Source organism: Thalassospira sp. ABL2_045 (genome assembly GCF_056161285.1).
Genome location: NZ_JBSWYV010000018.1, coordinates 46,487 through 71,218 on the forward strand (window position 1 = coordinate 46,487; position 24,732 = coordinate 71,218).

Annotated in this window: 20 protein-coding genes and 1 other RNA gene; 17 read left to right on the top strand and 4 right to left on the bottom strand. The window is 55.9% G+C overall.

What is annotated here, in order from left to right; genetic code table 11:
• Positions 1-25: 25 nt before the first annotated feature.
• Positions 26-2,008 (bottom strand): transketolase, encoded by a 1,983-nt coding sequence (gene tkt / locus ACXAIA_RS19175; RefSeq protein WP_475350767.1) that lies wholly within the window; start codon positions 2,006-2,008, stop codon positions 26-28.
• Between the two features lie 407 nt (positions 2,009-2,415).
• Here tkt and ACXAIA_RS19180 point away from each other — a divergent pair, with 407 nt between their 5' ends.
• From ACXAIA_RS19180 to ACXAIA_RS19195, 4 genes are all read left to right on the top strand, one after another.
• A complete protein-coding gene (locus tag ACXAIA_RS19180; RefSeq protein ID WP_475350768.1) occupies positions 2,416-2,682 on the top strand; it encodes a hypothetical protein in 267 nt (88 codons plus the stop codon).
• Between the two features lie 2 nt (positions 2,683-2,684).
• The gene (locus tag ACXAIA_RS19185; protein WP_475350769.1) at positions 2,685-3,029 is read left to right on the top strand and encodes a cell division protein ZapA; all 345 of its coding nucleotides are present in this window, start codon (positions 2,685-2,687) and stop codon (positions 3,027-3,029) included.
• A 146-nt stretch (positions 3,030-3,175) separates the two neighbouring features.
• Positions 3,176-3,336: non-coding RNA, 6S RNA (ssrS, locus tag ACXAIA_RS19190), on the top strand.
• 103 nt (positions 3,337-3,439) lie between these two features.
• Positions 3,440-4,255, top strand: coding sequence for a TIGR00282 family metallophosphoesterase (locus ACXAIA_RS19195; RefSeq protein ID WP_475350770.1), 816 nt, complete (start codon positions 3,440-3,442; stop codon positions 4,253-4,255).
• A 98-nt stretch (positions 4,256-4,353) separates the two neighbouring features.
• Here ACXAIA_RS19195 and ACXAIA_RS19200 read toward each other — a convergent pair whose 3' ends face one another.
• The 3 genes from ACXAIA_RS19200 to ACXAIA_RS19210 form a co-directional block, all read right to left on the bottom strand.
• Entirely contained in the window at positions 4,354-6,507 is a 2,154-nt protein-coding gene (locus tag ACXAIA_RS19200; RefSeq protein WP_475350771.1) for a methyl-accepting chemotaxis protein, read from the bottom strand.
• 469 nt (positions 6,508-6,976) lie between these two features.
• Positions 6,977-9,133 carry a methyl-accepting chemotaxis protein gene (locus ACXAIA_RS19205; protein WP_475350772.1) on the bottom strand — a complete coding sequence of 719 codons (2,157 nt, stop codon included), beginning with the start codon at positions 9,131-9,133 and terminating at the stop codon, positions 6,977-6,979.
• 457 nt (positions 9,134-9,590) lie between these two features.
• Positions 9,591-11,765 carry a methyl-accepting chemotaxis protein gene (locus ACXAIA_RS19210; RefSeq protein WP_475350773.1) on the bottom strand — a complete coding sequence of 725 codons (2,175 nt, stop codon included), beginning with the start codon at positions 11,763-11,765 and terminating at the stop codon, positions 9,591-9,593.
• Between the two features lie 483 nt (positions 11,766-12,248).
• On the opposite strand from ACXAIA_RS19210, the gene ACXAIA_RS19215 reads away from it, so the two are divergent.
• The 13 genes from ACXAIA_RS19215 (at position 12,249) to ftsH (ending at position 24,721) form a co-directional block, all read left to right on the top strand.
• Positions 12,249-12,995: a YebC/PmpR family DNA-binding transcriptional regulator gene (locus tag ACXAIA_RS19215; protein WP_475350774.1), complete on the top strand. Its 747-nt coding sequence runs from the start codon at positions 12,249-12,251 to the stop codon at positions 12,993-12,995.
• An 81-nt stretch (positions 12,996-13,076) separates the two neighbouring features.
• Positions 13,077-13,607: a crossover junction endodeoxyribonuclease RuvC gene (gene ruvC / locus ACXAIA_RS19220; RefSeq protein ID WP_475350775.1), complete on the top strand. Its 531-nt coding sequence runs from the start codon at positions 13,077-13,079 to the stop codon at positions 13,605-13,607.
• Positions 13,604-14,299, top strand: a complete 696-nt coding sequence (gene ruvA, locus ACXAIA_RS19225; RefSeq protein ID WP_475350776.1) for a Holliday junction branch migration protein RuvA — start codon at positions 13,604-13,606, stop codon at positions 14,297-14,299. The genes ruvC and ruvA overlap by 4 nt, the downstream gene beginning before the upstream one ends.
• Positions 14,296-15,357, top strand: a complete 1,062-nt coding sequence (gene ruvB, locus ACXAIA_RS19230; RefSeq protein ID WP_475350777.1) for a Holliday junction branch migration DNA helicase RuvB — start codon at positions 14,296-14,298, stop codon at positions 15,355-15,357. Before ruvA ends, ruvB begins: the two co-directional genes overlap by 4 nt.
• Complete coding sequence (locus ACXAIA_RS19235; protein WP_475350778.1) at positions 15,357-15,818, top strand: YbgC/FadM family acyl-CoA thioesterase; 462 nt, start codon at positions 15,357-15,359, stop codon at positions 15,816-15,818. Before ruvB ends, ACXAIA_RS19235 begins: the two co-directional genes overlap by 1 nt.
• Before the next feature lie 7 nt (positions 15,819-15,825).
• Entirely contained in the window at positions 15,826-16,557 is a 732-nt protein-coding gene (gene tolQ, locus ACXAIA_RS19240; RefSeq protein ID WP_167721624.1) for a protein TolQ, read from the top strand.
• A gap of 2 nt (positions 16,558-16,559) precedes the next feature.
• A complete protein-coding gene (gene tolR, locus ACXAIA_RS19245) occupies positions 16,560-17,012 on the top strand; it encodes a protein TolR (RefSeq protein WP_475350779.1) in 453 nt (150 codons plus the stop codon).
• Positions 17,013-17,019: 7 nt separating this feature from the next.
• Positions 17,020-17,964 carry an energy transducer TonB gene (locus ACXAIA_RS19250; RefSeq protein WP_475350780.1) on the top strand — a complete coding sequence of 315 codons (945 nt, stop codon included), beginning with the start codon at positions 17,020-17,022 and terminating at the stop codon, positions 17,962-17,964.
• Between the two features lie 39 nt (positions 17,965-18,003).
• Positions 18,004-19,374, top strand: coding sequence for a Tol-Pal system beta propeller repeat protein TolB (gene tolB, locus ACXAIA_RS19255; RefSeq protein WP_475346324.1), 1,371 nt, complete (start codon positions 18,004-18,006; stop codon positions 19,372-19,374).
• Positions 19,375-19,503: 129 nt separating this feature from the next.
• Positions 19,504-19,998 (top strand): peptidoglycan-associated lipoprotein Pal, encoded by a 495-nt coding sequence (gene pal, locus ACXAIA_RS19260; RefSeq protein ID WP_167721617.1) that lies wholly within the window; start codon positions 19,504-19,506, stop codon positions 19,996-19,998.
• 153 nt (positions 19,999-20,151) lie between these two features.
• A complete protein-coding gene (gene ybgF / locus ACXAIA_RS19265; protein WP_475350781.1) occupies positions 20,152-21,222 on the top strand; it encodes a tol-pal system protein YbgF in 1,071 nt (356 codons plus the stop codon).
• 9 nt (positions 21,223-21,231) lie between these two features.
• Complete coding sequence (gene tilS, locus ACXAIA_RS19270) at positions 21,232-22,692, top strand: tRNA lysidine(34) synthetase TilS (protein ID WP_475350782.1); 1,461 nt, start codon at positions 21,232-21,234, stop codon at positions 22,690-22,692.
• Between the two features lie 85 nt (positions 22,693-22,777).
• The gene (ftsH, locus tag ACXAIA_RS19275) at positions 22,778-24,721 is read left to right on the top strand and encodes an ATP-dependent zinc metalloprotease FtsH (RefSeq protein WP_475346320.1); all 1,944 of its coding nucleotides are present in this window, start codon (positions 22,778-22,780) and stop codon (positions 24,719-24,721) included.
• Positions 24,722-24,732: the final 11 nt, after the last annotated feature.

The following is a 24,732-nucleotide window of genomic DNA, read 5'->3' on the forward strand; positions in this document are numbered from 1 at the left end:
CATGTTACCGATCCGGCCCTGTAAATTAAACCAGTTCCTTGGCCGCTTTGACCAGCGCGTCGGCGGTGATGCCGAAATGCTCGTAAAGGACCGGGGCCGGTGCCGAGGCACCAAATCCGTGCATGCCGACAACCTTGCCGTTGTCGCCAACATATTTTTCCCAGCCAAAGACCGAAAGCGCTTCGATGGCAACGCGCGGTGCGCTGCCCAGAACGTCCTTGCGGTATTCCGGCGACTGGGCGTCAAACAGCTCCCAGCTCGGCAGCGAAACAACAGCAGCATTGATGCCGTCTGCTTTCAGCTTGGCCTGTGCATCAACCGCGATCTCGACTTCCGAACCGGTCGCGATCAGGGTGACCTGGCGGTCGCCATCGCAATCGGAAATCACGTAACCGCCACGTGCGACAAGGTTGTCTTCACGATACTCGGTACGCAGAACCGGCAGACCCTGACGGGTAAGCGCCAGAACAGTCGGGCCGCTTTCGTTGGTGATCGACATTGCCCATGCTTCGGCGGTTTCAACCGCATCGGCCGGGCGGATCACGGTCACGTTCGGCATGGCACGCAGCGACGCGACATGTTCGACCGGCTGGTGGGTCGGGCCGTCTTCGCCAAGACCGATGGAATCGTGGGTCATGACGTAAACAACGCGCTGGTTCATCAGCGCCGAAAGACGGATTGCCGGGCGGCAATAGTCAGTGAAGACCAGGAAGGTCCCGCCATAGGGCAGAACGCCACCATGCAGCGCCAGACCGTTCATGGCTGCTGCCATACCGTGTTCACGGATACCGTAATAGATATACGCACCTTCATAGCCGCCATCAGCGGTGATCGGTGCCTGAACACTGGTCTTGGTGTTGTTCGAACCGGTCAGGTCGGCAGAGCCGCCGATCATTTCCGGGATCGCCTTGGTCAGCACTTCGAGAACATTCTCGGATGCCTTACGGGTGGCGACCTTCGGCTTGTCTTCGGTGATCTGCTTTTTGTAGTCGTTGAACGCTTCGATCCAGTTTTCCGGAAGCTTGCCTTCAATACGACGTTCGAACTCGTCCTTAAGGGCTGCTTCGAGACCATCGAAACGTGCACCCCAAGCGTTAAAGTCCTCAGTACCACGTGCGCCAGCTGCAAGCCATGCGTCACGGATGTCGGCCGGGATATCGAACGGCTCGTAACCCCAATCCAGTTTCTCGCGCATGCCGGCAAGTTCTTCGGCGCCAAGGGCGGCACCGTGGGTTGCCGAGGTACCCGCTTTGGTCGGTGCGCCGAACCCGATCTGGGTTTTACACGCAATCATCGACGGGGTGTTGGTGGTTTTGGCTTTGGCAATGGCGGCTTTGATCGCGGCCGGATCGTGGCCGTCAATCTGCTGAACATCCCAGCCAGCGGCTTCAAAGCGCTTCTTGTGATCTTCCGAGGTCGAAAGCGAGGTCGGGCCATCAATCGAAATGCCGTTGTCATCGAACAGAACGATGAGTTTCGACAGTTTCATGTGACCAGCCATCGAAATGGCTTCCTGCGAAATACCTTCCATCAGGCAACCGTCACCGGCAATCACATAGGTGAAGTGATCAACAACGCTGTCGCCGAAACGGGCATTCATGATGCGCTCGCCAAGGGCGAAGCCGACAGAGGTTGCAATACCCTGACCCAGCGGGCCAGTGGTGGTTTCGATGCCTTCGCCGTGGCCGTATTCCGGGTGACCCGCGGTGCGGTAGCCCATCTGACGGAAATTCTTGATCTGATCAAGATCGAAGTCTTCGTACCCGGTCAGGTGCAGAAGCGAATAAAGAAGCATCGAACCGTGACCTGCGGACAGGATGAAACGGTCGCGGTCCGGCCAGTTCGGGTGCTTCGGATCGAATTTCAAGAATTTGGTATAAAGAACAGTCGCAACGTCTGCCATGCCCATCGGCATGCCCGGGTGACCGGATTTGGCTTTCTCAACAGCGTCTGCCGAGAGGAAGCGGATGGCATTGGCCATGCGGTTGTGTTCTGCTTGCGTCGTCATGTGATGCGGTTCCTGGGGGTTTCGCGGTCGGGCGATGAAAACACTTTTCCATTTATTAACGGAATTCGCGCGGAAGATGCCCTTACAGGGGGCATACGTCAACCGCTTCTATCGAAAAACTGCCAAGTTATCCGGATTCAGATTAACCATATCGGCAATTGCCGTGTCCAGTTGTGGGTTTTGCCGATCCGTTGGCGATATCCTCTCCAGGTTTTGACGGGGTTCTTCGTTTTATCACCCGCTCACTTTTAATTGTGATCGGGCAAAACGGTTGTTGATCGGAATCTGTGATGTTAAATCAGCCATGATCATGACATCTTCGACGGGTCTGATCGCCATCAGATGAGTCGCAGCAGACACTTCATGTCTGTGATATTTGGGTAAACAGCAAACATTCGGGTAGGATCATGTCGCGGTTGCAACAGGCAAGTGATCGGCTGAAAGCAGCATTGGAACGTCTTGAAATGGTTGCGGAGTCGGCAATCGAGGCCAAAAGCCAGGATGCCAATGCAGACACCGCAGAGGTCGAAGCCCTGCGCGGACAGCTCTCAGAGCTTCGCGAAGATTACGACCGGCTGAGCCGCACCACCGAGACGGTTTCAAACCGCCTTGACGGGGCTGTTGATCAACTCAAACTCGTCCTTGATGAAGAACCCGCAAAGAAACAGGCATAACCATGGCACAGGTTTCCATTCGCATTAACGGTCGCAGCTACGACATCGCATGTGACGACGGTCAGGAAGATCGCATTCACGCGCTTGCCGGATATGTTGACGAACGGGTCAAGGAAATCTCGGACGCGGTTGGTCAAATCGGTGAACAGCGCCTTCTGGTCATGACCAGTCTTCTGATTGCCGATGAACTGGGCATGGCCCACGAAAAACTCGATAAACCTGCCAGCCTGGCTTCCGAGCCTGAACCTGGCAGCCTCACAGCCGCAGAAGGTGACGCGCTGGCCGATAATATCGAAAACATGGCCGAGCGGGTCGAAGCGCTTGCTGATCGCCTGAACAAGGACTGACAAGACGGTCATTCACCTGTTGCATGGCTGCTTTCACCTTGTAGTGAATTCACGCAATCTACTTGAAATTCAGATGGTCGAAGACTAAGTTCCGGTCGCTGACAGTTTGCGATGCGCCGTTCGCGGCGATCAAGAACACAGCATCAAGGGGGCTGCCCTGTTCGTCAGGTTCGCTAATTCCCGGGGCCGATGCTCATTTCTCTAGGGAGCTGTCCCTTGCCAGGCCGTGGTCTGGTTATACGGCGCCCACCTGCACCTGCAGGTCACGAGGAATTACCAAATGGCCAACGGCAGCGGTGGCTCCCGATTATATTCCCTTTTCCATTTCGCGATGCCGGTCATGCGTCCCGGGGCAGGGTGCATAAAACGAAACATGTCTGCCTGCTGGCTGACGCAATACAGGAAACACAATGCGTTTACTTCATCTTGGCGACGTTCTGGGGCAAACCGGACGTAAGGCAGCGCTCGAAGCGCTCCCCATGTTACGCGACCGTTTGTTGGTTGATATCGCGGTGGTGAATGTCGAAAACGCAGCCCATGGCTTTGGCGTGACGGCAAAGATCTGCAAGGAATTCTATGCCGCTGGTGCGGATGTCCTGACCACTGGCAACCATGTCTGGGATCAGCGCGAAATCATCGCCTATATCGACGAAGATGAAAAACTGCTGCGTCCCTGGAACTTCCCCGATGGCACGCCGGGCAATGGCGATTACGTTTTTAAAACCAAGTCGGGCAAGAAGGTCTGCGTCATTAACATGATGGGCCGCCTGTTCATGGATCCGCTGTCCTGCCCGTTCCAGGGCGCGGACAAGCTGTTTTCCAAGCACAAGCTTGGCAAGAATGTCGATGCCGTGATCCTTGATTTCCATGCAGAAACCACGTCCGAAAAAATGGCGTTTGGCCATCATTGTGATGGGCGGGCGTCGCTTGTGCTGGGAACCCACACCCATGTGCCGACCGCTGATGCCCAGATCCTGCCACGTGGCACGGCCTATCAGACCGATGTTGGCATGTGCGGTGACTTTGATTCTGTCATCGGCATGAAAAAGGAAAATTCGGTCCGCAAATTTATCACCAAGATGCCATCCGGCCGGTTTGAACCCGCAGATGGCCCGGCAACGGTGTGCGGTGTTTTTGTCGAAACCGATGACAAGACCGGCCTTGCCAAACGGATCGAGCCGGTGCGTATCGGTGGACGCCTTAAAGGCAGCTGGCCCAGCGCCTAGATGTGGAACCTCAATAGGTTGTCTCGGTTTACCACCCAGCCCATAGACAAAGGCCCGCCAGATGGCGGGCCTTTGTCATTTCAGATGTAGCGTTCTGATCAGGCGGCGCGATCGCGGGCCTGCTGGCGCAGATCATCAAGAATGCTGGAAATGCGGGTGCGCATTTCGCTGACTTTCTCCGATGCCGACCGCGAGGTGGTCAGAACTTCACCAGACAACTGGCCGGTACGGCCGGTTTCATTGGCAACCTCGGCAATCGATGCGGATACGGCGCGTGTTCGGTCCGCCGCACCACGCACGTTGCGCGTGATCTCGTCGGTGGCAGCACCTTGTTCCTCAACCGCAGCCGAGATGGTCGTGGCAATCTCATTGAGGCTATCAATGATCGAGCCGATCTCGCCAATCGCACTGACGGATTCACCGGTGGCTTTCTGAATGCCGGTGATCTGTCCCGAGATTTCCTCGGTCGCTTTTTCGGTCTGGTTGGCAAGGTTTTTGACCTCGGCGGCCACAACCGCAAAGCCCTTGCCGGCATCACCAGCACGCGCGGCCTCGATGGTCGCGTTAAGGGCCAGCAGGTTGGTCTGCTCGGCAATGTCGGTGATGAGTGCGATCACTTCGCCAATACGGCCAGCCGACTGCGACAGGCTATGGACCAGTTCGTTGGTGTGTTGAGCCCGTTGGGCAGCTTCGTTCGAAATGCGGGTGGTTTCCGCCATTTGACGGTTAATTTCCGCGTTTGAGCTTGAAAGCTGTTCGGTTGCTGATGCAACGGTTTCAACATTGCCGGTTGCTTCTTCGGCCGAGTTTGAAACATCTTCGCTCTGATTGGAGACCAGTTCCGCACTTTGGCTCATCTGACCTGAAACGCCTTGAAGCTGCTCGCCAAGGGCGGCAATTTCATTGACGGCGGTTTCCACTTCGTCCTGCAGCGTGTCTGCAAGGTTCAGAAGTTCATCGCGCAAAGCTTCGTTACGTTCACGGTTAAGGCGCTCTTCCTCGGCCTGCATATCACGGACCTTGATAGCATTTTCCTTAAAGACCTCAACCGCACGACCCATTGCGGTGATTTCGTCATTGCCCTGGGAAGGAACAGCAACATCAAGATCACCATCGGCCAATGATACCATAGTTTTTTGCAAACCAGCCAAACGACGCAGCAGGCTGCCACGCACATAAAGAACAAAGATCAGAAGCGGCAGAAAAATGGCTGCAACTCCAACGGCGTACATCGCATATGTACTTTGGGCGTTCAGTACTTTTGCCGTCGCCGCTGAACGGTCAACACCGTTTTGCAGCGATCCGACCAGGGCATTCACACCGCTTTCCATGGCGGTCGCATATTCAGCACTTTGTAAAACGATATCGGACTGTTCCTTGGCAAGTTGCAATTCCGCAATGCGCAAGGAAGGAATGCTGTCAGAGCCAACCGCCAGCGGTTTGATATCTTTCAGCAAGTCCGCATAGAAACTTTGAATCCGCGCATTCTCAAGGCTGCCGATCAGAGTTTCGATCGTGTCGATTGTTCCGCGGATTTGCACGCCAAGTATTTTCAGACGTGTCTGGTCGCTGTTTGATGCAGCCCCCAGAACGATGTTTGCCAGATCACTACCAAGTTTCGACAGCTCAATCACAGGCTCACGCGAGGCGATCGCATCATCAAGCTTAATCGCAAGATCGGTACCAAGTGTTTTCTGGTCATCTGTTAGAAAATCGGCATTTTTGCGGATATCATCAAGCTGAGCACCAATGCCGTTGATCTGACTTTGCGACATTCCCAGCAACGGTTTGAGCATGGAATTGTATTTGTTATTCAGCGCCTGAAACGCGTTGATGCTCTCTGCCAACTTGCCAGCCATATCAAAACGGCGCAGGGTTGCGTCGTGCAATGTGTCGAGGTTGTCGGCAAGATTCTGTCCGTCTTCCTCGATAATCGACAAGGATGCTCGGGGCAGTCCGGAATTTGCCAGTTGATCAAGTTTTTCGCGCAGGTTGTCTAGTAGCATATCGAGTTCAATTTTGACGACTTGTTCCTCGTTGGGCGAAGATGCCGCAACGATGCGCGGGGCAGATGCGACAACTTTTACACTGTCTGTTGCCAGTTGCTGGGCAATGAACATTGGGGGCAACTGGGTGTTGGTGATTTCATCAAGCTGAACACCAAACTTATTGAATGAGAAGACCGATACAGAGGCAGCAAGAATGGCAATCAGGCCGACGAGGAAGAATGCACCGGCAAGCTTTCCGCGCACTCCAAGTCCTGCTTTTCCGATTTTGCGTGATGGCGACGGTCGGGGGCTGCGTTTAAAGTTAAATCCCATAATTTCTGGTGTCCCATAGACAAATTAGTCCAGTGCCGACACAGATCTGTGCCGACGCTCGTATCGCGGTTTTCTCGGATATTGCTTCCCCGGATGGGCCTCTTTAAGGGAGGACGGTCTGCCAGATCGTGGGGCGGCAGGACCGCAGATAAAGCGGCTGTTATATAATTGTTGCGACGGATATAGCATGGCTGATGCAAACAGGGCAGGCGTTTTCGCCCTAAACAGATGTATAGATTGTGGTATTGCAGGGCTTTGCCGGGTATTTTGAAGCGACTATGATCGGCCAATTCACGCCTCATATCATGGCAAGGGTAAAAACGCGTCAATCCGGTCCGTCATACGAAAAGGGCCCGCCAAATGGCAGGCCCTTCTCATCAGGAACTTTTCAGTTCGGTCTTCAAATCGCCGCGCGGTCATGTGCCTGTTTGCGCAGATCATCCAGAATACCGTTGATCCGCGAACGCAGGTTTTCAACCTTTTCGGAGGCATCCTGTGCGGTGGCCAGAACCTGGCCGGACAATTCGCCGGTTTTGCTGGTTTCATTTGCCACTTCGTTGATCGAAGCCGAAACCGAACGGGTCCGGTCCGCGGCCCCGCGCACGTTGCGCGTGATCTCGTCAGTGGCAGCCCCCTGTTCCTCGACCGCAGCCGAGATGGTGGTGGCAATTTCATTGATGTTTTCAATGATGCGACCGATATCACCGATGGCATTGACCGATTCACCGGTGGCTTTCTGAATGCCGGAAATCTGGCCGGAAATTTCCTCGGTTGCCTTTTCGGTCTGGTTGGCAAGGTTTTTGACCTCGGCTGCCACAACCGCAAAGCCTTTGCCGGCATCGCCCGCACGGGCGGCCTCGATGGTTGCGTTAAGGGCCAGAAGGTTGGTCTGCTCGGCAATGTCGGTGATCAGTGCGATGACTTCACCGATGCGGTCGGCAGACTGCGACAGGCTATGAACCAGTTCGTTGGTTTCCTGTGCCCGGCTGGATGCCTCGTTGGAAATGCGGGTTGATTCCGCCATCTGACGATTGATTTCAGAATTTGACGCCGACAGTTGTTCGGTCGCAGCTGCAACCGTTTCAACATTGCCGGTGGCTTCGTCAGCAGATTTCGACACTTCGTCACTCTGCCCGGAAACCAGTTCGGCACTGTCGGTCATCTGACCGGAAACGCCTTGCAGCTGTTCAGCAAGGGTCGCGATCTCGTTCACCGCACTTTCGACCTCACCCTGAAGGGTATCGGCAAGTGACAGCAACTCATCACGCAGCGCTTCGTTGCGTTCGCGGTTCAGACGCTCTTCCTCGGCCTGCATGTCGCGGACCTTGATGGCGTTTGCCTTGAACACATCAACCGCCCGGCCCATGGCAGAAATCTCGTCACTGCCAGCGGACGGAACCGATGCGTCAAGGTCACCGTCTGCCAGCGAGATCATCGATTTCTGCAGACCAGCCAGACGACGCAACAGGTTGCCCCGCACATAGATCAGATAGATCAAAAGCGGGATCACAATCGCCGCCGCACCAACCCCGTACATCACGACTGAGCTCTGCTGGGTCAGAGTGCTTGCAGCGTCAGCCGATTTGTCCACGCCCGACTGAAGGTCGCCAACGAGCGCGTTCACGCCGTCTTCCATGGCAGCGGCAAATTCGGCGCTGTCTTCAACAATGTCGATCTGTTCGTCAGCAAGTTTCAGTTCCTTGCTGCGCAATGACGAGATGCTTTTGCGTCCCATCGACAGTTTCTTGATATCGCCAAGAAGGCCTTCGTAGAACTTCTTGAGTTTCTCGTTCTCAAGCTCGGCAATCGTGTTGGCAACAACACCAACCGCACCACGCACCTGAACCCCCATGACGCGAAGCTGCATGCGGTCATTCGACGAGGCCGCCGAAAGAACCGTGTTACTGATTTCCGCGCCATTGTTGGCCAGTCGCGTGATCGGCGCCTGGGCCGCCATCAGTTCATCAAGTTTGAATAGCAAACCCTTGATCGAGTTTTCCTGTTCCTGGGTCATAAACGCACCTGACTGACGCAGGTCATGCACTTGGCTGGTCACAGCGGTGATATTGGTCTGGGATGCCGACAGGATTGGCTGGATCATCGAATTGAATTTACCGGTCAACTGCTGGAACTTTGAAATCGAGTCCGACAGCTCGCCCGCGACTTCAAAACGTTCGATCGTGGTGTCATGAAGTTCCTGCAGGGCTTCGGCAAGGCTATGACCATTGTCTTCAATCACGGCAAGTGTTTGTTCCGGAAGGCCGGAATCGGCAAGCACCGCAAGATTGCTTTCCAAATTCGTCAGCATCACGTCCAGATCGGCCTTGACCGCTTGTTCTTCTTCAACGGTCGATGCGGCGACGATCCGCGGTGCAGAAGCGACAATTTTTGCGCTGGTGGTGGCGAGCTGCTGAGCCGCAAACATCGGCGGAAGTTGCTCATAGGCGATCTTGTCAAGCTGGTTGCCGAATTTCGTAAAAGAGAAGACCGATACGGCCGCAGCCAGGATTGCAATCAGACCGACAAGAAAGAAGGCGCCTGCCAACTTTTCACGCACGCCCAGTCCAGCTTTGTTCGTCTTTTTTGTTTTCTTCTTTTTTGGCGAAGACGGCTTGGCGCCGCGCTTGATACTTAAAGCCATATTCAACTTACCCCATAGACCAAAGAGACAAGCGCCAACACAGCCTCGTGCCGACGCATGTATGTACGTCGTTTGAACGTTTGTTCCCTTCCAAGCCACATTTTGGGGATACCGCTTCCTGCCCCGCACAGGATTACGGGAAAACTGGGGCCTGATTTATTATTATTAGCGTCAGCTATAACATAGTAACCACGCCGCGATCATTGGTTTTCGAGGGAACCTGTGCGCCTGTATAGATTTGGGTATTGAATCGTGGTCATTGTTTTGCTGCTTGGACAATGCTTCAGGCCGAAAAAGGGGCATTTTCAATGCCGCTCGCCAACAAAAAGGCCCACCAATTGGCGGGCCTTTTGAGGTTATGTGGTGAATGGGCTCAGGAAGCCGCGCGGTCATGCGCCTGTTTACGCAGATCATCGAGAATGCCGTTGATCCGTGAACGAAGGCTTTCGACCTTCTCGGAGGCATCCTGTGCCGTTGCCAGAACCTGACCGGAAAGTTCGCCGGTCTTACTGGTTTCATTGGCAACTTCCGTGATCGAGGACGAAACAGAACGGGTACGGTCTGCCGCACCACGGACGTTGCGCGTGATTTCGTCGGTGGCAGCACCCTGTTCTTCAACCGCAGCGGAGATGGTGGTCGCGATTTCATTGATGTTTTCAATGATGCGGCCAATATCGCCGATGGCGGTAACAGACGCACCGGTGGCTTTCTGAATGCCAGAAATCTGGCCCGAAATTTCCTCGGTGGCTTTTTCTGTCTGGTTGGCAAGGTTTTTGACCTCGGCCGCGACAACCGCAAAGCCCTTGCCTGCATCGCCGGCACGGGCCGCCTCGATGGTGGCGTTAAGCGCAAGCAGGTTGGTCTGCTCTGCAATGTCGGTGATCAAGGCGATCACTTCACCAATGCGGTCTGCAGATTGCGACAGGCTGTTGACCAGTTCGTTGGTTTCCTCGGCACGGTTGGCTGCCTCGTTCGAGATACGGGTCGATTCCGCCATCTGACGGTTGATTTCCGCATTCGACGCCGACAGCTGTTCGGTCGCGGCCGCAACCGTTTCAACATTGCCGGTTGCTTCCTGGGCAGAACTGGCAACGTCTTCGGTCTGGCCGGAAACCAGTTCCGCACTCGAGGTCATCTGACCCGAAACACCCTGAAGCTGGTCTCCAAGGGCTGCGATTTCATTCACAGCACTTTCAACTTCGTTCTGAAGCGTATCAGCAAGTGCGAGAAGCTCGTCACGAAGCGCTTCGTTGCGTTCGTGATTAAGGCGCTCTTCCTCGGCCTGCATTTCCTGCACTTTAAGGGCGTTCTTTTTGAACACCTCGACCGCACGACCCATGGCACTGATTTCATCATTGCCTTTGGCCGGGACCGCGACCTCAAGATTACCATCGGCAAGCTGGACCATGGTTTTCTGCAAAAGACCAAGGCGACGCAGGACGTTGCCACGAACATACAGAACATAAATCAGAAGCGAAATCACAACACCAATCGCTGCTACAGCAGTCAGCACGGTCAGGCTCTGTTCTTCAACAACCGATGCCTGTGTGGCCGCCTGATCAACTTCGGCACTCAGACCGGCAACCAGTTCGGCAACGCTGTTACGCATCGCATTTGCATATTCGCCACTCTGCACAACAAGCGCCTGGCTTTTCTCGGTTGCTTCAAGTTCACGCTTGCGAAGATCAGGCAGGCTGCCATCGCCAACCGACAGCTTCTGCATCTTGTCGATCAGATCGACATAGAAAGCCTTGAGGCGATCGTTATCAAGTTCGTCAAGTTTGCTCAGCGCATCGGTATACGTCCCGCGAATACGCACCGGAATGATCGACAGGCGTACGGCCTGGGTTTCCGTCGTGCTGGCGATGATCATGTTTGATGCGTTCGCACCTGCACGTTCGATATCTAGGACCGGGCTGCGGGTTTCAATCGCGCTTGCGAATTTCTGGAAGGACTCAAGGATCTCATCCTTGTCCGCGCCATATTTCTTTGATGGATCTTCGGCAAAGGACGCGGCATATTCGTTGCCCTGGGCGATGTCATTCTGGGTATAGGACAACACCGGTTTCAGGGTATCGCCGTACCGTTTGGCCAGGTTCTGGAATTCGCCCAGCTTCTCAGCCTTTTCATCTCTGATCTGGAAACGTTCCTGCGTGACAGCATGCAGCTGTTTGAGGTTATCCTCAAGAAGCGCGCGGTTGTCATTGATGCTTGCGATGACAGCGGGCATGAAGCCGGTTGCCTCGATCTCTGCGATGTGCCCAGAGAGTTCATCAAGACGAACTGCAAGCTCGTCATTGATCGCCATCTCTTCTTCCGGATTGGCTGCAGCCACAATGCGCGGAGCGATTGCGACAATTTCAGCGCTGCCGGTGGCAAGTGCCTGTGCAGCAGCAATCGGAGGAAGCTTTTCTTCAGTAATCGTGCGAAGCGCGTTACCGAACTGGTTAAAAGATACAGCACCGACGATGGCAGAAATAACCGCCATCAATCCTACCACAGCAAACGATATCAATAGTTTGCTTTGGACCCCGAATTTAGTTCCCATTCTATCTAACCTTTGTTTCCTTGCTGTTCCTGATGGCTTCTTTGTCCATTCAGGTTGTATCTGGCGCCACAGGAAACGCGGTTCCTGTGTGGATGGCGTCAGCTTGGACCCCTGAGAGTATTCTTCTTTAGTTTAGTATCTACTCTAGAGAGTATTAATGAAAGAATATCATCGTTTCTGCAACATCTATCCGCGTATAGGATGTGGCTATCCCCGGATAGGATTTGAAAACGCGCTAGGAGTTGTTCCCCTTCAATCGCACTATTCCCGCCGATTTTTGAGCTTCCTGCCAAGCATGGCTGGACCTCGCAGGGCAAACAGGATATAGGAGCGGTCGAAATTTTCGTTCGCGTATGTCGCAGATGTGAATGCTCACCCTGTGCATGCCCGAACGGGCTGGTCTGTCAGGGAACGCCCGTATGACCGGCGAGGTATCGCCCGATACCGTTCCAAAATGAGTTCAATGACGACAGGTTTTAGGTTATGGCCGGCCATTCCCAATTTAAGAACATCATGCACCGCAAAGGTGCGCAGGATAAAAAGCGCGCCAAGATCTTCACCAAACTCGCGCGCGAAATCACCGTTGCCGCGAAAATCAGCGAAGATATCGACAGCAACCCGCGTCTGCGCGCGGCGATCTCTGCTGCCCGCGCACAGAACATGCCCAAGGACAACATCGATCGCGCGATTAAAAAGGCGACCGGTGCCGGCGAGGGCGACAACTACGAAGAAGTCCGTTACGAGGGCTATGGCACGGCCGGTGTCGCTGTCATCGTCGAAGCGCTGACCGACAACCGTAACCGTACCGCATCGGAAGTCCGTGCTGCTTTCACGAAACATGGCGGCAACCTTGGCGAAACCGGCTCGGTTGGCTTCATGTTCAACCGTCTGGGTGAGATCGTATATCCTGCCGACAAGGCTGATGCCGACGAAATCTTCGAAGCAGCACTTGAAGCCGGTGCCGCCAACGCGGAATCTGATGATGAAAACCACATCATCGATACCGAGATCGAAGACCTCAATACCGTGCGCGAAGCCCTGACCGAGAAATTCGGCGACCCGGAAAGTGCCAAGATGGTGTTCCGTGCCACGACTGAGGCCGACATCACGGTCGATCAGGCACAAAGCATCATGAAGCTTGTTGATGTTCTCGAAGACAACGATGACGTCCAGAATGTCTGGACCAACGTCAACTGGACCGACGAAATCGTTGCTGGCCTCGACAGCTAATTAATATTTGCCAACACCCGCCTTTCGCTTTTGAATGGCGGGTGTTTTGTATCTGGAACCCGGTTTTCTTTGGGGGATGTAGTGGTCAGAGTGCTCGGGATTGATCCCGGTCTGCAGCGCACCGGTTGGGGTGTCATCGACTTTGAAAACAACCGTATGCGCCATGTCGCCAACGGGGTGGTGACATCTACCCAGTCGCTCACACTGGCCGAACGCCTTGATCAGCTTCATACAGGCCTGATCGAAGTCATCAAGGTCTGGACACCGGACGAGGCCGCGGTCGAGGAAACCTTTGTGAACAAGAACCCGGTTTCCACCCTGAAACTGGGGCAGGCGCGTGGTGTTGCCTTGCTTGCGCCAGCGCGCAATGGCATCCCGGTAACGGAATATACACCCAATGCCGTCAAAAAGACTGTGGTCGGTGCCGGTCATGCCGCCAAACAGCAGGTCGAAATGATGGTTTCAACCCTGCTTCCGGGATGTGACATTACCGGGCCGGATGCTGCTGATGCTCTTGCGGTTGCCATCTGTCACGCGCAACATGCCGGAAACCGGTCGCTTGCCAATTCGATGGCAGCGCCGCCAACACGAAACGGGAGAAAATACAGGTGATCGCCAAACTGCGCGGAATTGTGGATTTCATCGGCGAAGACAGCGTCATCATTGATGTCAACGGTGTCGGTTATCTGGTTTTTGCCTCCCGCCGGACCCTTTCCATGCTGCCGCCCAAGGGCGGGGATGCCGGGTTGATGATCGAAACCCATGTCCGCGAAGATCACATTCACCTGTATGGTTTTGCCGATAACGCGGAAAAGCAATGGTTTGCGCTTTTGACCACCGTGCAGGGCGTTGGCGCCAAAGTCGCACTCGCACTGCTGTCTGTGCTGACCCCGACCGATCTTTTGCGCGCGCTGGCTGCCCAGGATACCACGGCCCTGTGTCGCGCACCGGGAATCGGCCCCAAGGTCGCAACCCGCATCGTCGGCGAGCTTAAAGACAAGGCCGCCAAGCTGAACCTGGGTCCGGTCGCAGCCCCGACAAGCCCGGCCGAGGAACCAGAAAAACCGGCGGCCAAGACCAAGAAATCAAGCAAACCGTCACAGGATGTGAGCGCCAACACAGCGTCGGCAGAACCGGTAGTGGATGATAGCGTCGTTCTGGCGGACGCGGTATCCGCACTGGTCAATCTGGGCTATGGCCGCTCCGAGGCCTTTGGCGCGGTGGGCAAGGCCGCCCAGCAGGCGGGTGAGGACAAGTCGATTGATACCCTGATCCGTCTGGGACTAAAGGAGCTTAGCGCGTGAGCGAAGAAGAAGACCGTCTGCTCAGTGGTGAGCGTCGCGAAGAAGACCAGCAGGATGGATCGCTGCGTCCCCGTCGGCTTGACGATTTTACCGGCCAGAAAGAAGTGCGTGAAAACCTTGATGTCTTCATCAAGGCCGCCAGTGCCCGCGAAGAAGCCATGGACCATGTCCTGTTCTTCGGGCCCCCGGGGCTTGGCAAAACAACCCTTTCGCAAATCGTTGCCAGTGAACTTGGTGTCGGCTTTCGCGCCACATCCGGCCCTGTGATCGCCAAGGCGGGTGATCTTGCGGCCCTTCTGACCAACCTTCAGCCGCGCGATGTGCTTTTCATTGATGAAATCCATCGCCTCAACCCGGCGGTGGAAGAAATCCTTTATCCCGCGATGGAAGACTTCCAGCTCGACTTGATCATCGGCGAGGGGCCGGCAGCCCGCTCTGTCCGTATTGACTTGCCGCCCTTTACACTTGTGGGCGCAACAACCCGTTCGGGCCTTTTGACGACCCCGCTGCGCGATCGTTTTGGCATTCCGCTGCGCTTGCGGTTTTATGAGCCCGAAGAACTGGTCAGCATCGTTTCGCGCGGCGCGAAGCTTCTGAATTTCGAGATGACCGAAGAAGGTGCCATGGAAATCGCCCGCCGGTCGCGCGGAACACCGCGAATTGCCGGTCGTCTGTTGCGCCGCGTGCGTGACTTTGCTGCGGTTGCCGAAAAATCACCGGTCGATAAATTTATTGCCGATGCAGCCTTAACCCGGCTTGAGGTCGATAATCTTGGTCTGGATAGTCAGGACCGGCGTTACCTGAATTGTATCGCCAGTAACTATGGCGGTGGTCCGGTCGGGGTCGATACGCTGGCCGCAGCGCTTTCGGAAGAACGCGATACCATCGAAGACGTCATTGAGCCCTATCTGCTGCAGCAGGGCCTGATCCAGCGTACCCCGCGCGGGCGTACGCTGGGCGTTAAGGGCTTCAAGCATCTCGGACTCACACCGCCGCGCGAAGCGGGCGGCATGCCGCTTTCCGATCTGTTTGACGGGCAGGCGGGGGAAAATTCCTGATGTCACAAAAAGATCACGAGGCCCTTCTGGGGCGCTTTGAAGGCAATCGGCATATCTATCCGCTTATTGTTTATTACGAAGATACCGATGCAGGCGGGATCGTTTATCACGCCAATTATCTTGCCTTCGCCGAACGGGCGCGTTCAGCGATGCTTAACCTCTTGGGCTTTACCAATCGTAATATTGCAGAACGCCACAAAGTTGCCATAGCCGTTCGACACTGTACGCTCGACTTTCGACGTGCCGCACAGTTGGAAGACCGTCTGACGGTCGAAAGCCGGGTGATCAAGCTTGGGGGCGCATCGCTTGGTTTTGAACAAAAGATCATGCGTGACGGCGAAGAACTTGTGGTGATCGAGATTTATCTCGCCTGCATGTCGTTGGAAGAACTTCGGGCACAACGTCTGCCCGAAGAATTAAGAACAGTATTTAATCGATGTCTCGATGTGACAAAGGACTGACGGGAATATGGAAAATCAAGTGGTCGACGCGGTAACGCTGGGGCAGTCGGTCATGGCGCATGACATGTCTCTTTGGGGGCTGTTCATGCAGGCTGGGCTTGTCGTCAAAACGGTGATGATCGGGCTTTTGCTGGCTTCTGTCTGGGTATGGGCGATTGTGATCGAAAAAATCCTGCGGCTGCGCAAACTGCGCGCTCAGGCCCACACTTTCGAAGAAGCCTTCTGGTCGGGCGGATCACTTGAAGACCTCTATGACCGTATCGCCGATCAACCGCGCGATCCGATGTCAGCCATCTTTGTCTCGGCCATGCGTGAATGGCGCCGTTCGAACGCCAAGGGTGTCCATGGCGACACCATGCGCGCCCGCCTTCAGCAGCGCCTTGAAAAATCCATGGAAATTACGCTTGGTCGCGAAATGGACCGGGTCGAACGCTACATGACCTTCCTGGCATCGGTTGGCTCGACCGCACCGTTTGTCGGTCTGTTCGGTACTGTCTGGGGCATCATGGTGTCGTTCCAGTCGATTGCAGCTTCCAAAAACACCTCGCTGGCAGTGGTCGCACCGGGTATTGCCGAGGCGCTGTTTGCAACCGCCATGGGCCTTGTTGCCGCCATTCCGGCCGTGGTTGCCTATAACAAGATTTCCAGCGATCTGAACCGCTACAGCAACCGTCTTGAAGCTTTCGTGGACGAGTTCTCCTCGATCCTTTCGCGCCAACTTGACGACACGAGAGACTGATCATGGGCGCTCAACTTGCCAAATCAGGCGGAGGACGCCGTCGCGGGCGCCGGGGTAACCGGCGGGCCGCCATGAGTGACATCAACGTCACCCCGATGGTGGACGTCATGCTCGTACTGCTTGTGATCTTCATGGTCGCAGCCCCGCTGATGACGGTCGGGGTCGAGGTCGATCTGCCCGAAACCAGTGCGGCCCCGATGACCGGGCAGGATGAACCGCTGGTGGTGTCGGTTTCGGCCGAGGGCACTATTTACATCATGGATAGTGAAATCGCCCAGGACACCCTGACCGAAAAGCTCGCGGCCATTACCGAAAACAAGGCGGACACCCGCATCTTCGTGCGCGGTGACAAGGCGATTGATTATGGGCGTGTGATGGAAGTCATGGGCCTGATCAAGGATGCCGGCTTTACCAAGGTGGCCCTGATCGCCGAATTGCCAGCCCGGGATTCGTAATCGAATTATGCTGCGTTACGCTCTCATATCGCTTGGTTTGCATGTTGCGCTGTTTCTGGTGGCGTGGCCTGGCTTGCCCGATCTGTTCGATGAAACACCGCTGGATTTGCAGTCCATTTCGGTTGAAGTCGTGACGGTGGATGAATTTTCTGCTGCCCCGACCAAGGCTCTGCCAAAGCCCGAACCGAAAGAAGAACCCAAACCGGCCCCGAAACCGGAACCCAAGCCCGAGCCGAAGCCGGAACCAAAACCCGAGCCAAAGCCAGAGCCCAAACCGGAACCCAAGCCAGAGCCGAAACCCGAACCAAAACCGGAACCCGTGCCTGAGCCGACACCAGAACCTGCGCCCAAGCCTGAACCGGTTCCAACGCCCGAGGTCACAAAAGAGCCCGAGCCGGAACCGCAGCCGACCGAACTTGCCGCTGTAAAACCAGCAAGCAAGCCGACACCGCCGAAACCGGAACCGGTCGCAAAGCCGGAACCGCAAAAGGAAGAACCAAAGAAACGCGATCTGATGAGCGTTCTTAAGGATGTCAGCAAGCTTAAGGAAACGTCGCAGGCAACGCCGGAACCGCAGCAGGAAGAAACCCCGCAGGAAAATGCCAGCGAGGTTGTGGCAACCCGTCTTGATGCCAATCTGACCATGAGCGAGCTTGATGCCGTCAAACGTCAGATCGAAAGATGCTGGAGCCCGCCGGCAGGGGCCAAGGAAGCTGGCAACTTCGCGGTTGAAATTCATGTCAGCGCCAACCCGGACGGCACCGTCCGTCAGGCGCGGATCAGCAACCGCAACGAAATTCAGGGCGATGCTTCCCGCAGAACGATCGCAGAAAGCGCCCTTCGAGCAGTGCTAAATCCGCAATGCAGTCCTCTAAAACTGCCGCTGGATAAATACGAAATGTGGCGCACATTCACGTTCAATTTTGACATGCGTGAAATGCTGGGCCTTTAAGGGTAAACTCCTGATACGCATGGAAAAGAGTGAGGCAGGATGACGATCAAGACCAACGCAAAAAAACGATTTTGGGTAAAAAGCAGTGTCGTGGCACTGTGCGCCCTTGCCGTTGTCGCTGGCCTGAATGTCGGGTTCATGTCGCCGGCAAAGGCGGAGCTCCGGATTGATATCACCCGGGGTGAATTGACACCGATGCCAATTGCCGTCACCCGCTTCCCGGGCGAAGGCGTTCCTGAAACCGAAATCGGTCAGAACATCACCCAGGTGATTGCGGCTGACCTTGAACGGTCCGGGCTGTTTTCACCGATCGATGAAAAGGCATTCATTCAGAGTGCGGCGTCATTGGCGGTGAACCCGAACTTTGCCGAATGGCGCGCGATCAATGCACAGGCACTGGTCAATGGCCGTGTTGTGACCGAACCCAATGGTCTGTTGCGTGTTGAATTCCGCCTGTGGGATGTGCTGGCCGAAACCCAGATGTCGGGCGTGGCTTATCGCACGCAGCCCAACAACTGGCGCCGGATCGCACACAAGATCGCCGACGAGATCTATAAGCGTATCACCGGTGAGACCGGCTATTTCGATACGCGTGTTGTTTATGTTTCTGAAAGTGGTCCGGCCGATAACCGGACCAAACGTCTGGCCATCATGGACCAGGACGGTGCCAATCACCGCTTCCTGTCCGATGGCCGGTTCCTTGTGCTGAACCCGCGCTTCTCGCCGACGGCACAGGAAGTGGTTTACATGTCGTACTTTAACGACAAGCCGCGCGTCTATGTTCTGGATATTGATAGTGGCGAGTTGGAATTGCTGGGTGATTTTCCGGGAATGACCTTTGCGCCCCGATTCGCGCCAGACGGGAACTCGGTTGTGATGTCGCAAGCGCTTGACGGGAACAGTGAAATTTACGGTCTCGACCTGCGTACGCGCGAAAAACGTCAGCTGACGCGTCATCCGGCCGTGGATACTTCGCCTTCCTATTCGCCTGACGGGTCGCGCATTGCGTTCAACTCCGACCGCAGCGGGGCACAACAACTTTATGTGATGAATGCTGATGGTGGCGGTGCACAACGCATCAGTTTCGGCGGTGGACGTTATGCCACACCGGTCTGGTCGCCGCGCGGTGACCTGATTGCATTCACCAAATCCGAAGGAGGACGTTATTATATCGGCGTCATGCGGCCAGACGGCAGTGGAGAAAGGCTGCTGGCTGAAGGGTATCTCGTAGAGGGACCCACATGGGCGCCGAACGGTCGCGTTTTGATGTACTACCGCCAGCACCCGTCCAGGGACGGGACCAAGGATCGCTATCGTTTGTATTCGATTGATCTTACCGGTTATAACGAGCGAGAGATCGTTACACCGGCGGATGGGTCGGATCCGGCATGGTCGCCCTTGATTCCCTGAAATCTCAAGAGTATAGTCATCGCGAAGCACTGAATGCGATTCGCTTTAATCGCGGGCATTTTCGGTGTCGCGAGACATGGAAAACACCAACCTCGGGCGAATGCGTCCGGTGTTAAGGGGAAAACTTAAATGAAACTTCGTATTCTCAGCGTTTTTGCTGCTGCCGCTCTTCTGGCTGCATGTGAAACTGCACCTGATAGCACGGCGACCACTGGTGGCGACGGTGCAAGCACTTCTTCCAGCGCGTCGTCTTCGACCTCTCTGGCTGAAAACAGCCCTGAGTGGTTCGCTGTCAACGTTGGTGACCGCGTCTTCTTTGGTTTCGATAAATACGATCTTGCCGGTGAAGCACGTCGCACCCTCGAACTGCAGGCCGCTTGGCTGAAAAAATATCCGCAGTACAAAGTTGTTGTTGAAGGTCATGCCGACGAACGCGGCACCCGTGAATACAACCTTGCACTCGGCGAACGTCGCGCAAACTCGGTCAAAGATTACCTGATCGCTCTGGGCATCGACCCGTCGCGCGTTGAAACGATTTCTTACGGCAAAGAGCGCCCGGTTGCTCTTGGCCATGACGAAGAAAGCTGGGCGAAAAACCGCCGCGCTGTATCGGTTATCCGCTAAGCGCGTGCAGGTGAAAGCCTGACTTGAAGATCAAGGCGCCTGTCCCGCTCGGGGCAGGCGCCTTATTTTTGCCGCCTGAAAATGTTTGAAAGTCACGACAGGTATTTCCATAGTGAACTTTCGAAGACTGAATTGACGACAAAGGACCCGAAAATGATCCGCGTTCGATCCGCCATTTCGCCAAGAAACCGGTCCAGAAGCCGCAATGTCCTGATGGCGCTTGCCATCGGCACCGTGTTTGGCATGACATCACTCGGGTCTCAAACGGTCCACGCACAAGACGCCAACATGTCGCGTCAGGTCGAACAGCTGCGCAAGGATCTCGATCTCTTGCAGCGCTATGTCTATCGCGAAGGCACCCCGGATGCCGGATCTGCTGCAGCCTCGGGCGCATCGGGTGGATCCACGCCGGCCGCCGCTCGCCAGCAGGTCCAGATCAGCGCGCTCGAACGCGCCACAACCCAACTGACCGGCCAGCTCGAAGAATTCGACTTCCGCATTCGCAAGATGGAAGACCGTCTTGAACGCCTGGTCGCCGATATCGATTTCCGCTTAAGCCAGCTTGAAGGCGGTGCCGTGTCCGCCACTGGTGGCGCTGGAGACGGTGCGGCAGCACCGCTTGCCGCAGGGAATGCTGCGCAGGGCACCGGTACTGCGTCGAATGCGGGCGCAACGTCTGCCCAGGGTGGGGCAGGTACAGGCGAACAGCTTAATGATCGTGGCACCAAGCTGTTTGGTGTGATCGAAAACGAGGGCCAGCCGCCGCAAATTCCAAGTGGTACGTCTGCCGCCAATACGCCAGCACCGCAAACCCAGACGGCGGCGGCCACTACCGGCACGCCCGAAGAACAATATCGCGAGGCCTTTGGTCTTTTGCGCCGTCAGGATTTTCAGGCTGCCGAACAGGCGCTTGGCAATTTCGTCAGCAACCATCCCAACGATCCGCTTGCGGGCAATGCGCAATACTGGCTGGGCGAAACCTATTACGTGCGCGGCCAGTATGAAAATGCCGCCATCGCCTTTACCGAAGGTTTCCAGACCTATCCCGACAGCACCAAGGCACCGGACAATCTTCTGAAACTTGGCATGTCGCTGGGAAATCTTGGCAAGAATGAAGATGCCTGCACGGCGTTTGGCCACCTGATCGACAATTTCCCGAACGCCTCGAACGTCGTTCTCGATCGGGCCCGTCAGGAACGCCAGAATCGCGGTTGCCCGCAGTAATCCAGTTCCATGATCGACAACGTTACGTCATCATATGATCACGATACGGCGTCCAGTGGTACTCCACTGGACGCCGTTGTCTTTGATCGGCTGATGACGGCGTTTGCGCCGTTTGAAGCCGCCCCCAAGCTCCTTGTCGGTGTCTCGGGCGGGGCGGACAGCATGGCCCTTGCTCTGATGGCCCATGACTGGTGTCAGGCCCGTGGCGGGCGTCTGATCGCGGTGACGGTCGATCACGGCCTGCGCAAGGCAGCAGCCGACGAAGCCCGCTGGGTAAAAGCCGAGCTTGGCCGTCATGGGATCGAACACATCACCAAACTCTGGCAGGGCGCAAAGCCCACCGGTGCGGTGCAGGAAAAGGCGCGTCAGGCCCGCTACCAGATTTTTGATGACCTGATGCAGGAAACGGGCATTTTCCATCTCCTGGTCGCTCATCACGGCGGGGATCAACGCGAAACCATCGCCATGCGCCGCGACCGGGGCACGACACCGCTGGGGCAGGCCGGTATGTCAGCACGCCGGTTCTTGCGTCATGGCCGATTACTGCGACCGCTTCTGGGCGTTGCCAAGGCAGATCTTGCCGCAACCCTGATGGCACGTCAGCAGTCCTGGCTCGAAGACCCGTCAAACCGCGATGAAAAATTTGAACGTGTGCGTGTCCGCAATGCGCTTGCCAATGACGCCTTGGACAACGTCGAGGCCGATCCGCAACCTGACGCTGCTGCCCGACACTGCCTCGAACACCGCATCGGGCGTCTGCTGGCGGGCGGCGTGACGCTGCACGCCAATGGTGTTGCCATCCTTAATCCGGATGTTCTGCAGTCTGCCGATGGTGATCGCGGAGCGGCGCTCCATGCGCTGGGGCAGGTGGTGCGCACTGTTGGTGGGGCTGCCTATATGCCTGCCCACGAAAAACTTGATGGCGCGCTGGATCGACTGGGGGCGGACGAAACAGCACGGATCAGTCTTGGCGGCTGTGTCCTGCATGGCCGCAAAGGCGCGATCTGCGTTTACCGGGAATTTGGCCGCATGGCGAAAGATCCGATGGTGCTTGAGACAGAATCGCTCTGCAAATCCATGCTTGTCCGCTTCGATAATCGCTTCGATTGGCGGGCGGATGGGGCGGGGGTGTCGGAGCAAAGCGGGCTTTGGATCGGGCCGCTTGGGCTTTGTGATGTGTTTCACACGAAGCCTTTTCGCGCGGCATTGCGTGAAATTGCACCATTTATTGGTAATTTACCGCGCGCAGCCCTTGCATCCATGCCTGCACTCTACGATAAAGAAGGCTTGTTATCCGTTGGCGGGCTTGAGGTTTCGGAGCTTTCCGACGTACTATCCGCCGCCGGTTGCGAACGGCCTCTGGGCAGGGGCAAGATCGCACCAGGTGGCAGTTGGCAGTTTGCGCCGCAAGTACCTTTATGGGAAAGTGGTTTCAAATCGTCACCGAAACCCGACAACCTACTTGCGTAAGCGGGGCTTATGACTATTTGTTTGTCAGACCCTGCGCAGGAAGTTTTGCGTCACGGCACACATAAATTGCGACCAGTAGCTTGGAATGAATATGGGAAAAAATCTCGCACTGTGGGTTATTATCGCCATCCTTTTGGTGGCGCTGTTTAACCTGTTTCAGTCGCCCTCCGGACGGTCCGGTCAGTCGTCGCTGGCATTCTCGGACTTCCTGGCCGAAGTGGATTCCGGCCAGATTTCCGAAGTCACCATCCAGGGCAACAACCTGACTGCAGAAACGCGCGACGGTCGCTCTGTTAATGTTTACACCCCGGATTATCCGAACCTCGTTGAAAAGCTGAATGACAAGGGCGTGCGCATCATCGCACAGCCGGAAGAAAGCCTGTCTCCGTTGATGAGCGCTTTGATCAGCTGGTTCCCGATGCTTCTGATCATCGGTGTGTGGATTTTCTTCATGCGCCAGATGCAGGGCGGCGGCGGCAAGGCCATGGGCTTTGGCAAGTCCAAGGCCAAGATGCTGACCGAGAAATCCGGACGTGTGACCTTTGAAGACGTTGCCGGTATCGAAGAAGCCAAAGGCGAGCTTGAAGAAGTCGTCGACTTCCTGCGTGATCCGCAGAAATTCCAGCGCCTTGGCGGTAAAATCCCCAAAGGCATGCTGCTTGTCGGCCCTCCGGGTACGGGTAAAACGCTTCTGGCCCGTGCTATTGCCGGCGAAGCAAACGTTCCGTTCTTCACCATTTCGGGTTCCGACTTCGTTGAAATGTTCGTTGGTGTCGGTGCATCGCGTGTGCGTGACATGTTCGAACAGGGCAAAAAGAACGCACCTTGCATCATCTTCATCGATGAAATCGACGCCGTCGGTCGCCATCGTGGTGCCGGTCTTGGCGGCGGTAACGATGAACGTGAACAGACGCTCAACCAGCTTCTGGTCGAGATGGATGGTTTCGAAGCCAACGAAGGCGTGATCCTGGTGGCTGCAACCAACCGTCCGGACGTTCTGGATCCTGCATTGCTGCGTCCGGGTCGTTTTGACCGTCAGGTCGTTGTGCCGAACCCGGATCTTGAAGGCCGTGAACACATTCTTGGTGTCCATGCGCGCAAGGTTCCGCTGGGGCCGGATGTTGATCTGCGCACTGTGGCACGCGGTACCCCGGGCTTCTCCGGTGCGGATCTGGCAAACCTTGTCAACGAGGCAGCCCTGCTTGCCGCCCGTCTTGGCAAGCGTGTTGTCACCATGGCCGATTTCGAAAACGCCAAGGACAAGGTCATGATGGGCGCGGAACGTCGTTCCATGATCATGACCGATGACGAGAAAAAGCTGACCGCCTATCACGAAGGTGGCCACGCACTCGTTGCGCTCCATACCCCGGCATCCGATCCGATCCACAAGGCCACCATCATTCCGCGCGGTCGTGCGCTGGGTATGGTGATGCGTCTGCCGGAACGTGATCAGGTGTCCAAGTCCTATGAACAGCTGATTTCCGACCTCGCGGTTGCTATGGGCGGCCGTGTGGCTGAGGAAATCATCTTTGGCAAGGACAAGGTCACCACGGGGGCGTCATCGGACATCAACATGGTGACGCAATATGCGCGCAAGATGGTGACCGAGTGGGGCTTCTCCGACAAGCTTGGCAACGTCAAATATGTCGACAACCAGGAAGAAGTCTTCCTTGGTCACAGCGTTGCCCAGCACAAAAACGTTTCGGAAAAAACCGCCCAGCTGATTGACGAGGAAGTCCGTCGTTATTCCGACGAGGCTTACGAATTCGCCAAGCGCGTTCTGACCGAACATCTTGATGACCTGCACAAGCTTGCCAAAGGTCTTCTGGAATATGAAACCCTGTCGGGTGATGAAATCAACGCGCTGCTGCGTGGCGAAGAAATCAACCGTCCGGGCCATTCTTCCGGTGGCGGCAAGGATGCCGGTGGCGGACGTCGTTCCACGGTGCCAAGCACCGGTGGTGCCCGCAAGGATAACCCTGGTGATGGTGGCGGGGACCTTTCCCCGGAACCGCAACCGGGAAGCTAACAGAAAGAGAC